This is a genomic window from Micromonospora ferruginea (genome assembly GCF_013694245.2).
In the GTDB taxonomy this organism is placed as follows: Bacteria; Actinomycetota; Actinomycetes; order Mycobacteriales; family Micromonosporaceae; genus Micromonospora; species Micromonospora robiginosa.
Window position 1 is genome coordinate 4,190,791 of record NZ_CP059322.2, and the last position, 12,032, is coordinate 4,202,822.

General features: G+C 69.4%; 11 protein-coding genes. 6 read left to right on the forward strand and 5 right to left on the reverse strand.

What is annotated here, in order from left to right; genetic code table 11:
* Nucleotides 1-70: 70 nt before the first annotated feature.
* From H1D33_RS18095 to H1D33_RS18110, 4 genes are all read right to left on the reverse strand, one after another.
* Nucleotides 71-1,543, reverse strand: coding sequence for a tyrosine-type recombinase/integrase (locus H1D33_RS18095; protein WP_181572020.1), 1,473 nt, complete (start codon nucleotides 1,541-1,543; stop codon nucleotides 71-73).
* On the reverse strand, nucleotides 1,540-1,947 hold the full coding sequence (locus tag H1D33_RS18100) for a helix-turn-helix transcriptional regulator (protein WP_181572019.1): 408 nt from the start codon (nucleotides 1,945-1,947) through the stop codon (nucleotides 1,540-1,542). Before H1D33_RS18100 ends, H1D33_RS18095 begins: the two co-directional genes overlap by 4 nt.
* Nucleotides 1,922-2,842: a DUF2637 domain-containing protein gene (locus H1D33_RS18105; RefSeq protein WP_349255169.1), complete on the reverse strand. Its 921-nt coding sequence runs from the start codon at nucleotides 2,840-2,842 to the stop codon at nucleotides 1,922-1,924. Before H1D33_RS18105 ends, H1D33_RS18100 begins: the two co-directional genes overlap by 26 nt.
* A 366-nt stretch (nucleotides 2,843-3,208) precedes the next feature.
* A complete protein-coding gene (locus tag H1D33_RS18110) occupies nucleotides 3,209-4,099 on the reverse strand; it encodes a replication-relaxation family protein (protein WP_181572017.1) in 891 nt (296 codons plus the stop codon).
* A 1,140-nt stretch (nucleotides 4,100-5,239) separates the two neighbouring features.
* Here H1D33_RS18110 and H1D33_RS18115 point away from each other — a divergent pair.
* Together H1D33_RS18115 and H1D33_RS18120 are read left to right on the forward strand one after the other, a co-directional pair.
* Nucleotides 5,240-5,758, forward strand: coding sequence for an NUDIX domain-containing protein (locus H1D33_RS18115; RefSeq protein ID WP_220138751.1), 519 nt, complete (start codon nucleotides 5,240-5,242; stop codon nucleotides 5,756-5,758).
* 119 nt (nucleotides 5,759-5,877) lie between these two features.
* On the forward strand, nucleotides 5,878-6,534 hold the full coding sequence (locus H1D33_RS18120; RefSeq protein WP_181572016.1) for an HAD family hydrolase: 657 nt from the start codon (nucleotides 5,878-5,880) through the stop codon (nucleotides 6,532-6,534).
* Here H1D33_RS18120 and H1D33_RS18125 read toward each other — a convergent pair.
* The gene (locus tag H1D33_RS18125) at nucleotides 6,531-7,862 is read right to left on the reverse strand and encodes a helix-turn-helix domain-containing protein (protein ID WP_181572015.1); all 1,332 of its coding nucleotides are present in this window, start codon (nucleotides 7,860-7,862) and stop codon (nucleotides 6,531-6,533) included. The genes H1D33_RS18120 and H1D33_RS18125 overlap by 4 nt on opposite strands.
* Before the next feature lie 442 nt (nucleotides 7,863-8,304).
* Between H1D33_RS18125 and amcA the strand changes: the two genes are divergently transcribed.
* From amcA to H1D33_RS18145, 4 genes are all read left to right on the forward strand, one after another.
* Nucleotides 8,305-8,484 carry a multiple cyclophane-containing RiPP AmcA gene (amcA, locus tag H1D33_RS18130; protein WP_307755208.1) on the forward strand — a complete coding sequence of 60 codons (180 nt, stop codon included), beginning with the start codon at nucleotides 8,305-8,307 and terminating at the stop codon, nucleotides 8,482-8,484.
* A gap of 368 nt (nucleotides 8,485-8,852) precedes the next feature.
* A complete protein-coding gene (locus tag H1D33_RS18135) occupies nucleotides 8,853-9,455 on the forward strand; it encodes a DUF4254 domain-containing protein (RefSeq protein ID WP_181572014.1) in 603 nt (200 codons plus the stop codon).
* Nucleotides 9,452-11,359, forward strand: coding sequence for a nucleotidyltransferase domain-containing protein (locus H1D33_RS18140; protein ID WP_181572013.1), 1,908 nt, complete (start codon nucleotides 9,452-9,454; stop codon nucleotides 11,357-11,359). The genes H1D33_RS18135 and H1D33_RS18140 overlap by 4 nt, the downstream gene beginning before the upstream one ends.
* The gene (locus H1D33_RS18145) at nucleotides 11,356-11,910 is read left to right on the forward strand and encodes a phosphoribosyltransferase (RefSeq protein ID WP_181572012.1); all 555 of its coding nucleotides are present in this window, start codon (nucleotides 11,356-11,358) and stop codon (nucleotides 11,908-11,910) included. Before H1D33_RS18140 ends, H1D33_RS18145 begins: the two co-directional genes overlap by 4 nt.
* The last annotated feature ends 122 nt before the right edge of the window (nucleotides 11,911-12,032 follow it).

A 12,032-nucleotide genomic window follows, 5' to 3' on the forward strand; every position in this document is an offset into this window, starting at 1 on the left:
ACGCAGCGGCGGCCAGCACAGCGAGGTACCGGCTGGCCGCCACTGCCGACGACGGTTAGCGCCTCCGGGTCTACGCCGGCCTTATCGAGCCACGCTGGCGCGGCACGACCGATGCAGTGGCTTCCGCGGCGGCGTGGGATAGCTCGGGTAGGACGTCTCCGTAGAACTTGGCGGTGAAGTGTGGACTGGAATGGCGGAGCCGGTTGGAGATGATCTTCATCTGGACCCCGGCGGCGAGTCCCATGGTGGCGGCGCCGTGGCGGAGGTCGTGGAGGCGGATGGGTGGTAGGCCGGCTTGGGTGGCGAGGTGGTGGAAATGGTCGGTCACGTCGGCGGGGTGGAGCCGCCCGCCGGTCGGGGTGGTGAACACCAGTCCGGTCCTGGTCCAGGTGGTGCCGGCGGCGAGGCGTTCGCGGTGGTGGCGGGCGCGGTGGGCGCGCAGGACGACGACGGTATCGGTGTCGAGGGCAACGGTGGCTTCGCTGTCGGTGGTCTTCGGGGTGTCGATGGCGGTGGCCCAGCCTTGTTGGACAAGTTGCCAGCGGACCGTGAGGGTGGCGGCGTCGAGGTCCAGGTCGTCCCAGTGCAGGCCGCAGGCTTCGCCTCGGCGCAGGCCGGTGAAGGTGATGAGGTGGTAGAGGGCGTAGAGCCGGTCGCCGGCGTCGTGGGTGTGGTCGAGGAATCGTCCGGCGTGTTCGGGGGTCCAGATCATGACGGGGCTGGGGGTCTTGCCGGTGTCGCGCCAGGTGCGTATGCGTTGGTCGGTCCAGATGGTGGGCTTGGGTGCCCGGGCGCGGGGTAGCTCGATCAGCAGGGCGGGGTTGATGTCGAGGTAGCGGTGGCGGCGCATGGCGTCGTTGAGGGCTTTGCGCAGGGTGGCGTGGATGACGTGCAGGGTTCTGGGGCCGACGATCCGCTGGTTCTTGACTTGGTCGCGTTTGGCGGGGTCGCGGCTGGCGCGGAGGGTGGCGATGGTGGTGTTGCGTTCGGCGATGGCGTCGTACATGGCGTCGATGTGGCCGGGGCGGAGCCGGTCGATGCGCAGGTGGCCGAGGTGCGGGATGAGGTACAGCCGGATGTGCCCTTCGTAGGAGCGCAGGGTGCCGGACTTGATGTTCCGGCGTCCGGCGAGCCAGTCGGTCAGGTACACCTCCATGGTCGGGAGTTCGGTGGGCGTGATGTCCAGGTGCAGCGCCCGCCGCACCTGCTCCGGGGTGGGGACGGGCGCGCCGGTCTTGACAGCGGTTTCGATCAGGTCGCCGGTCTTCACGCTGGTGTGCGGGTCGGTGGGATCAGGGACGGCGAGCGCAGCCCGAATGCGGTCCAGGAGAGCGTCCGCGTCGGCCTGGGTGGTGTACGGGCCGTGGCGCAGTGGGCGGCGGGTGCCGTCGGCGCGGGCGGGGATTTCGATCTGCCAGTGCCAGTGGCCGTGGGTGCGGGACCAGCCGCCGCCGGGCCGGCGAAGCTGGGGACAGGAGCGTCCCAGTCGCCGGCCCGTGACGCTGTCGCGGCAGCTGCAGCGTTTGAAGGTGGATCCCTTCACTCATCGTCTCCTGGATGCTCCGGATGGTGCCGCCAGCGGTGCCGGGTGGAATCCGCTGGTGGCGGGGGCATCGCATCCACGCTCACCTTCGCGTCGGCATCAAGTCGCCCACCGCCGCCGGTTGCGGCGGGGTCGGGTTGGAGGAGGTGGAGCAGGGCGGCGACCGGGACGATGATGCGGCTGCCGGCCCGGATCAGCGGTACGGGGAACTGGTCGGCAGCGGCGAGCCGGTACGCCTGGGATCGGCTGATCCCGAGCACCGATGCGGTGGTGGCAAGAGTGGTGGTCACGCCGAGGGCACAGATGCGCTCGATCGTCCACACCTCCCCGACGTCGGGCGCGGTGGTAGTGCTGTCGGTCGTGGTGCGGGTGGTCTGGTCAGCGTGATTCGTGGGGCTGTTCATGATCAGGCTTCTCCTGGTTATGCGATGGATGGCTGTGCGGTAGGAGCGGGGTAGCCCCGTCGGGGTCGACCGGCGCAGGGGTGGCTGCTCCGCCACCGTTGCGCCGCTCCGGTGACAGAGGCGGTGGCGTCGGGTTGGTCGGCACGGCCGGGCTCACGATCAGCTCAGGTGGTGCCGACGATTCGACCTTGAGGATCTTGAGGAGTTCGGATACCCGGGTGTTGGACACGGTGTGACCGGCTGCGCGGAGGGCTTCGGCGAGTGCCGCCCGGGTCAGTGCCTGCCCGTCCGCGGCGAGCCGGTCCCGGACCTTGCGCGCCGCCGGCAGCAGCTCGCCAACGTCGCCGGACGGCTGCGCGGACGGTCCCCGGTCCGCTCGCTGCCGATCCCGTCCGCCACGTCGGCGACGAGCACCCGGTGAGCGGACGGTCCAGGTCCGGGACCGCCGCTCCCCCGCCGTGACAGCGGACCGGATCGCCTCGTCCGGTCCGCTGTCCGGAACGGTCCGCCCGGCCTCATCCAGTCGGCGGTCCCCGACGGTCTCGGTGTTGGCGGGCGTGGGGGTGCTGGTCCGCCCGAGAGCGATCTTGACCATGACGAGGAACCCGAGCGCAGGGACGGCGGCGGCGACCCACCCAATGACCGAAGGCTCGGCCTCGACGACCTGTGCCGCCAGGGACAGGGTGACCGCCCACGCCAGCACGGTGGCTGGAAACGCGGTGGAGGTGTGGGCGCGTTTGCGGCGGCGCAGTTCCAGGCCGGAGGCGATGGACATCAGCTCTAGGACGATCGCGTCGGCCCAGGCCAGCCAGCCGGATTGGCCGTGCGCGGCGGCCACGTTGTGCACGTGGGTGAAGCTGGCCGCCCCGGCCGCGCCGCCGATGGCCAGCATGATGACGACCTGGATGCCACCCTCGGCGCGGCTGCCGTGCGGACTGGCGTTCGGGTCAGGGACCGGTGCTGTCGTAGCCCATCACCTCCTCGACCCGGACCGGAGTTCCGGTCCGTCCGTCAGTCGCAGGGGGCGGGACCGACCTGGCGTCGGACATCCGTCGGGACGCGTACTGGACGCCGGCTGCGGACCGCCCGCAGCGGGCGCGCGACTCCCACGCGGTCCGGCCGCTAGGGGAGCGGACGTCCGCTGCTCTCACGGATCTGTCAGCACCGGCCGAACTGCTCACGACAGATCCGTGACAGACGCTGACAGCTGCTGTCCGATCGGGCACGGACGTCTCGTCTGTCGCTGTGGCGCGGTCTTCGATCACGCGGCCTCACCGGCCCGGCCGGAGGCGTCCACGACGTAGCCGGCCAGGTCGGCCAGGCACAGCCGCTGCCCTGCCCCACCAGCGGCTATCGCCCACACCGCCTCCGCCGGGCTCAGGCCCGTCGTCGTGGCGTGGTCGCGACAGCCGGTGACGACTGGCACCGGCAGCGGCACCTCTCCGATGACCCGGCGGAAGTTGCGTTCCCGGACGGCGGAGTGCAGCCAGAACAGCACCGGCCATGCCCGCCCGATCGTGCCGAACAGCTCCCGGTAGCCGGTCACCTTCCCTGCTAGGATCGACAGCTGCTCGCCGCCGGTGTCGTACTCCAGGAAGAACGGCACTTCGACCCCGCCGTCGACCCACCGGCCGCAGCCGTCCGGACGCACCCGCGGCTGATACGCCCGCAACAGCGCCGGATCCTGCGGCAGAATGAACGTTCCGGCGCGCTGGCACGCCACCTCCGGCAGCCACTCGGCCAGTACCGCGCCGGGGTGGGTGCGGGCGTGCCCGGCCAGGTCGGTAAAGAAGCCGTTCACCCCCAGGCGGTGGGCCAGGGTGCGGGTCGAGGTCCACCGCCGCCGCTCCACCCGGGCGCGATCCCGCCGCGGCGGCCGCTCGTCCCGAGCTGCGGCGACGACCTCGGCGCCGAGCTGGTCGATGACGTAGTGGTACGGGTATGAGCCGCCGTCGGCCCGCTGCGGCCGAAACCTAGCCACCAGGCGCAGCCGGTACAGGGTCCGCAGCCGCCGCTGACAGAAGTCGAGGGACGGGAACAGGGCGGTCGCGATCTGGAACGACGTCAACACGCCGTGGTCGTACAACCAGCCCAACAGCACCCGGTCACGACCGGTCAGCTGCGACTGAACCCGAAGGACAGGATCATCCACCAGCTACCGCCTCCTTTCCGGTACGGAATGGCAGCCCCAGGGGAGAGACCCGAGAGGGCAGGGTCTGTCGCAGGACAGCCGACGACACCGACAGCCGGCCAGACCTGCGATGTGAGACGGAACCGGGGGTCCGTTCCGGCGTCCGGGTGAAGACTGACCTCAACCCGGACGCCAACCCGGACCCCGAAACGGGGATCGAGACGGGATCTGTCACCGCCCCCGGCCCCGGCCGAAACCCGGGGCACAGAAAGACGAGATGTACGGAGAACACAGCAACTCCTTGATCGAAGAAGATGAGGAAGGCGTCGACCGTCACGACGCCGTGGCGAAGTCGCGGATGCCCTACCCCAGCCGCCGAGCAGGGCGCGGCGGGTACGACGAGCTGCGGAGGGTTCGCACTGTGGAGTTGTCAACGAACACGCCGACCGGCGTAACGGCCAGCCCGGAGGCAAATCGGGGCAGCAGCGATTGACACGACCGCCAGAAGGCAGCCGCGCACAGCGGGGAACAGCGGTGGCAGTTGCAGTGGACAGGCGGCACGACGCCGCACCGCGAGCAGGCTTCGCCTCAACCCGGGACAGGAGCACCAGGTCCGTCGTCGACATCACGACGACCCGGGTAGGGCGTCGGCTCAACCCGCCGGAGAAAGTTCCTTCATCGCGAACCCCCTGTCACTCAGACCCATCGACGACCCGCCCACTCCCGAGCCCCTCGAACGACCGGCGGCGCTCCCGAAGGAGCGCCACCCAGACGGGCCGATCAAGCCCGGCGGCGGACCACCACGCAGTTACGCGCGTACCAGTACGCCTCCGCCGTCAGCACCCTGTCAACCGGCATCACCGCAAGTCGATCATGAAGTTTCCGGACCCAGTTGGACGCGTTGACAACCGCTGTGCTGCACTGACCTGAATTCACACGGATTCCCCGCCCGAACTGGGCAAAGAATTTTGGCCAGCACACGCGAGCTTCTCACTAGGTGAGACTACGGTCTCGCCAAGAGGTCGGGCAGAGCCGAGCGCCGGCTCTTCCGGCCACGGCTGCTCGTTAGCGGCTCCAAGAGCGGACGGCCGGTCGACCGGCGCGGCAGGTTTCGGTCGCTGTTGAGCTACGTGCCGGCGACGAGCCCGTAGGGTCGGTCACGTGGACGAGACGCCGACCGAACCCGATCTCTCCTACATCGCCAACGTGACGCGGGTCCGCGCGGCAGCCGGAGTGATCCTCCGTGACCAGGCCGGTCGGGTGTTGGTGGTCCACCCGACCTACAAGGACGTGTGGGAGATTCCCGGCGGGATGGTGGAGGCGGGCGAGTCCCCGGCAGACGCCTGCGCCCGCGAGATCCGAGAGGAGCTGGGCCTGTCGATGCCGACAGGAGCGCTGCTCTGCGTCGACTGGGTGCCGCCCAGCCCACCATGGGACGGCGGCCTCATGTTCGTCTTCGACGACGGCGTACTGACGCCGAACCAGGTCGCGACGATGCGGCTGTGCCCGGACGAGCTCGACCAGTTCGACTTCATCGAGCCAGAGCGCCTGGGCGACGTGTTGATCCCCCGGCTGGCTCGGCGAGTTGCCGCGGCGGTCACCGCGGTCGGGCGGGGCGGTGTCTACCTCGAAAACGGAACCGCGCCTTCCACCAGAGAGCGAGCCGGATTGACTCGTTGACCGGGGACGGCATGCTCAGCGGCGGTGGTTCTCTGCCACCGCTGCGGCACCACAACCCACGACGGCCCCGCCTGCGGCGCCACGTTGATCCGTTTGGGCCCGAGAGGCACAATCCCAGGATGATCTCGAGCGTGTTCTTCGACGTGGGCGAGACGATCGTCGACGAGTCCCGGGAGTACGGCACCTGGGCCGATTGGCTCGGCGTCCCCCGGCACACCTTCTCGGCTGTCTTCGGTGCCGTCATCGCCCGCGGCCTGGACTACCGCGAGACGTTCCAGGTGTTCCGGCCCGGGTTCGACCTGGCCGAGGAGCGGCAACGCCGGACCGACGCCGGGCAGCCGGAACACTTCTCCGAGGAGAACCTCTACCCGGACGCCCGGCCCTGCCTGGCGGCCCTACGGGAGTTGGGTGTGCAGGTCGGCCTGGCCGGCAACCAGACCGCCCGAGCCGAGACCATCCTGCGCGCCCTGGACCTGCCCGTCGATGTGATCGGCACCTCCGACGGCTGGAACGTCGAGAAACCGTCGGCCGCGTTCTTCGACCGCGTCGTCGCGGAGGCCGGCTGCCCCGCCGACCAGGTCCTGTACGTCGGGGACCGCCTGGACAACGACATCCGCCCCGCTCAGGCCGCCGGACTCGCGACGGCCCTGGTACGACGCGGGCCATGGGGATACATCCTCGACGACAAGACCGTCAGCGACCACTGCCTCTTCCACCTCGACTCGCTGGCGGAGCTGCCCGAGCTGGTACGCCGGCACAACGAGCCGGCGGCTTAGCTCCCCGGAAGAGCGGCCCGGCTGGTCGCGAGGGCGGCGATGCGGTCGTCGAGCTGGTGGCCTGCCCGGCTGTCACCGAGTACCTGCCGGACCGCTCTGACCCGCTCCAGCCCGGTGCCGTACCAGTCGGTGTTCAGGGCGTCCAGGGCCTGGTTGAGGTAGTCGGCGGCGTGGTCGCCGTCGCTGCTGTGCGCCGAGGCCAGGTCGGCGAGGACGACGCTGCGCTGCTTGGCGCCGGTCGCGGTCAAGCCAGCCAGGGACTCGGCCAGGTGACGGGCGGCCTCGGCATGGTCGCCAGCGGCGAGAACCGCATAGCCAGCAAAGGAGTGCAGCCGGCCGGTGTCGTAGTAGTCGAACCAAGCGGGCGCTTCAGGACGCGCTTCGAGCGCGGCGGCAGCGAGGTCGATCTGGTGCCGACTCGCCGCTCCCCCACCCGCGCGGGCCTCGACTTCCGAGGCCACGCAGTGCAGCCAGGAGCGAACGGCGGGGCTGACGCCGTGCCAGGTGTGTTGAAGCGCCGCGTCGATCAGCGACCGGGCTGCGGCCGAATCATGTCCGAAGGCCGGGATAAAGGCCATGTGGCCGAGGACCGCGGCGGCCAGGGCATGGTCCCCGGCCTCCCGGGTGGCGGCGAGGGCGACGTCGTAGCAGCGTTGCGCGACGGCGGGCTGGTTGAGATCGAAGAACGCCAGTCGTGCGGTGAGCAGTGCCGATTCGGCGAGGGCGCCGGCGAGGGTCGCCCGGCTGGCGCCGGTTGCCGCGCGGACGAGTCCGCTGCCGAGCTGGGTGTGGGCGTACGCGGCCTCGTAGAGCGGCCGGGCGGGGCTGGTCCAGTACAGCGTGCGCTGGCACCGCACGATCTCGGCGTACGCGTCTGGATCTATGGCCTTGGTCTGGGCATGCGCAACCTGCGGATCGAGGGACAGCAGGGGCGCCACCAGGGGAAGCATGCTGGCGCCGAACAACGCTCGCAGAACGGTTGCCCGGTCCCAGCCGGTTTCGTCGCCTCCGGTGATCATTTCCCACAACCTCCTGAACTCGTGCAGTGTTTCCGCCTGCGGACGCATCGCCAGCTCGTCCGGGGTGAGAAGACCGAGCTGGCTCGCCGGCTTGTCGAAGATGGCCACGAGGTGCTTGCGGTAGCGCGGATCAGGCCACCGCTCACCGGTTTCCCACCGCCGCACCGTGTTGGCGTTCAGCCCGGTATCGGTCTCGCCGGCCTGGCTCATCTCGGTGCGGATGCGCTCGGCGACCTCCTCGTAGGACCAGCCCCGCTGGAGCCTGTCCCACGCTAGCCGCCGATTGGCGGGGTAGCGCCGTCCGGCCATGCCAGCACCTCCGTACGTCCTCTGTCGACGACGGTCACGTTAGCCATCTCCGCTACGGGCCGTCACTACCTGGTTGCGAGCGGACGGGTCGTGGACGGTACCGACCGGGCTCGCTGGGCGGTTCGCTGTTGACGAGCATCGACGGACGCTGCTGGGCGGCTCCAGCTCACCAACCCAATGTCATCGACGCCAGGGGATTCACGGTGAAGAAATCGGACAAGACGATCAACAAGCAGGCGCCGCTTGTTGTGGCGGCGGCCAGAGGTGCAGTCGTGAGGTTGATTCCTCGCCCGCGTACCGCCATCGGGGCTGCGCGGGCGGGTGACCGGCGGGGTGCTCCCAGCCGCCGCCTCACCACGGCGGGCCCGCCGGCACCTCGGCGGGCCCGCCATGACAGGCCCCATCCGCGGGAGTCGGACGCAACCCGTCAGACGGTGACGTCATGACCGTGTATTTCTCTCTGCACGCCTCCGCCGGGGCAACGGGTGCATTCAGTCGGGCGGCCCAGCCCGGCATGCCGGCCACCGGCCGGCAGAGGGTCTTCCAAGGCGACTCTCCTCTGCTGACCTTCGTGTGGCAGTGCGTGCTGCCACAGCCGGCTCGCATCGACGGCCGTCGGTGATGGCGCAGATGCTGGCACCCGCGAGGTCGGCTTCGTCGGTGCCCATGTCGTCTACGCGCTTCTGGCCAGACGGATGCGGGTGGTGACTCATGGCTACGTATCTCGGCGGCGAGCAGATCGAGGAGGCGCAGGTCGTTCTGGCACACCATGTCGTGTCCTGTGCCGACGGGAGATGCCTCGCGTGCGACATACCGGGTCCGTGTCCCGAGCACGAGCGCGCTGCGAACGCTTTCTACCTGTCGCTGCGGCTGCCCCGACGTACGCCCGGCGCATCCCGCCCTGAGCTGTGCGGTGCTCGGCGGATCGAAGTGCCGGGCTCGTGGTGGTCGGCGTGACGACAACGCCGCTATGCCCGAGCACTGCACAGCATGTCGGACAAGCTGTTTGGAGGCTTCATCGTGCCCCTTGATGCTGCGCCACACCCGACCAACCCTCAACGCCAGGTCGGCGGGCCGGATCTTCTGCCGACCGCTGGGTTGATCGTCGACTCATTCCAAGACAGCTCCGCATCCTTGATGTCCGTCTGGCAGGTTCCCCTACGAGCGTCCAGACGATTGGCCGCGCACCACGACGATCAATGGTCCGCCGAGCTGATCTCTCGCGACCCGCGCGCGGATGATCATGTCGTCGCCGCCGCGAAGCGGTCCATTGACCTACTGAACCGCGTCCGGGTGGACCTGGTAACGGAAATAGACACGTGGGTCGACCGCGTTCTGCGTGATCTCGGCACCGGCCCGCTCCACACCGAGACGATCGGCTCGGTGGTCGACCGGCTGGCCATTGCCTGGGTGCGTTGCCAACACCTCACCGACCACGAGCGGGGAGATTCGGGCGACACCCCGGCCGGCTCGGCTGCCCGGCAGTTCCAGGAGCTGGCGCGCGCGTACGACGATCTCGTTCAGGACGTGCGTGAGGGCCGCCGACGGATCCCTCGCTGGCGCGCCCTCAAGAACTACGGCGAGCGCCGATGAACCTCGCGGTGACTCTCAACGGCGCGGACAACGTCGGCAAGTCCACGAACGCACATTGGCTGGCGTCAGCCATGCCGGGGGCCACGGTGACCGGAACCATCGATCGGTGGGACCCGCGATGGGCAGAGGTGTCGCGGGACGACTTCAGCCGATGGTGGTTCGTCGACAGCACCACCGACGAGCACGTCGATCTTGTTTTCCGGTCCTACGCCGCTCGATGCCAGGGAGGCGGCCGGTTCGCGCTCGAGGACAGGGGTCGCCCGATGCTCGTCGCCACCTGCGCGGCAACGGCGGCGGTGAAGGACGGAACGCCGATCGGTGAGGCGCTCGCCAAGGTAGAAGACCGAGCGCGCCGCTACTTCCCCATTGACAGGCGAGAACTGCACATACTGATACGGCACGATCTTGACCCTTCTGTAGAGGCTCAGCAGTCACTGGCCCGGGACGGGGCTCCCGCATCCGGCCGGTACGCCGCCTACCAGCGCCACCTGGCCGAAGCCATCGAGCTCCAGCTGCAGAGGGGGGATTACCACAGGGTGATCGTGCGTGGGGATCGGCCGCTGCTCGCGGTGCAGCGTGAGGTCCGCGAGGCCGTCGCCGAACTCGGCGCGCCCATCACCCTCCTGCCCCCCGACCGCGTGCACCGGCTCTGGGTCCTCGCCGGAATGTCCGAGAGCGGTAAGAGCACCGTCGGGGAGTTACTCCGTACCGACCACGCCGTCACACGGCTGAAGATCGGGTACCTGCTCCGCCTCGCGGCCGATCGGGTCGGCGTGACCGACCCCTACCAGGCATGGGATGAGCTGACCGAGGCACGGATGCTGTCCGAGGAGATCCTCCGCTTCGCCGCGCTCAATGCCGGCTCCCAACGGATCAGCATCGAAAGCGCGCATCGCTTCGAGGCAACCAGGCACGTAAGGCAGATCTGGGGAGATCGCTGCGAGATCGTTTACCTCGACGCATCGCCAGCCGTGCGCCTGGGCCGCACCGACGAATCACCCGATTCGATGGCGTCACGGGACCTGACGAAGCGAAGCCGGGGTGCCGAACGCATCGCCACGATCGCCGACACGGTCATCGACAACACGGGCAGCCTCCTTGGCCTGAAACGAGCGGTCGCTGAGCTGGTTCACCGCGCCTCCGGCGACCGACACCCGCCCCGACGTGAGACCCCAGTGCCATCCGCACTGCAAAACTTCCTCGCCGCCTACACGGCCGAACTGGTCGACGATGAGACGGCACTGGTGGCGGTCACCGGAAGCCTGGCGTACGGGGACTGGCAGCCTGGCTGGAGCGACGTGGATGTCCTCGTCGTCCGGGACACCCTCCCGGTGCGTTGGCTCGCCAGTCGATCGCTCCCTCGAACCGGCCCGGACGGAGCGAAGGTAGCGCTGTCGGCTTTTACCACCGACGAGACACGCACCGGCAGGCTGCCGCCACGGTTGCTCTACGCACTGCGGCAGATCGCGCACGACGGCCGGGGACTGCTGTATCACCGGCCCGGTCTCGTACTTCACGTCCTCGATCGGGATGCCGACGAGCGCGCTGCTCGCGGTGACCTGCCGCTCGTCGTCATGACGCTGCGGCGGCTGGCGGCCCGACCCGATGCCGACGTCAGAGCGCTCTACAAGCACGTCGTTCTCACCATGAAGATCATGCTCCGAGCGGACGGCATCGACCTGGACGACAGCGACGATGTCCGTCAGGTCTTCGCCGGCCGACATCCTGCCGCCCACGTCGACCTGCCATCGGTCGCTGAGGCAAGCCGCGCCGGCTGGCGATCGGACGACCAACTCACCGAACGAATCCGCTGCGCCGCCAGTGACCTGCTGGCCTACGACGAGGCGCTCGGCCGCGCCACCCCCACACAAACCCGGCTCTGGAAGGACGACGGACGACAATGACGGCCACCGCACGTGAGGTACTCACCGCCGGGCGAGTAACCCGCCTCGGCGTCGGAGACACGACCCGCCCGATCAGGATCGTTCACGAACTCGACGGCGTGCGCAGTGATACCGCGCCCGAGCAGGTGATGGCCGCCGGCGACCACCTCTGGCGTCGCTGGCGCCAGCATCCCGCCTACCGGCCGCACGACGTACTGCTCGGCCTGGACGCTGGCGGCATCATCCCCACGCTCGCGGTCGCCTGGGCGAGCGGCAGTCATTACCGCATCGCCTGGAAGGTCAACCTCGACCTGCCGGAGAAGCTCGTCTTCCACGAGCCCCACGCGCGCCGACTTGAGGTTTTCGCCTACGGCCGCTTCAAGGGTCAGCGCGTTCTCATCGTGGACGACGAGATCACGACTGGCCTCACCCTCACCAACCTCGTCACCGCGCTCCGCGACGCTGGAGCGGACGTCACAGGCGTGCTCTGCCTGGTCGAGGACACGACCGGAGGCGGACGGAAGCTTCTCGAACAACACGAGGTCCCGCTGTGCGTCCTAACCGCGCTCTGAGAACCGCCGACAGCCCGATCTGTTGGCGGGGAGGGCCGACGATCGTCCGGCGTGAGCGGGCACCGCTTGGCCAGCTCCTGCCATACCGACGCGCAGCGGGTGCACCGCCACCACCGCAGGCA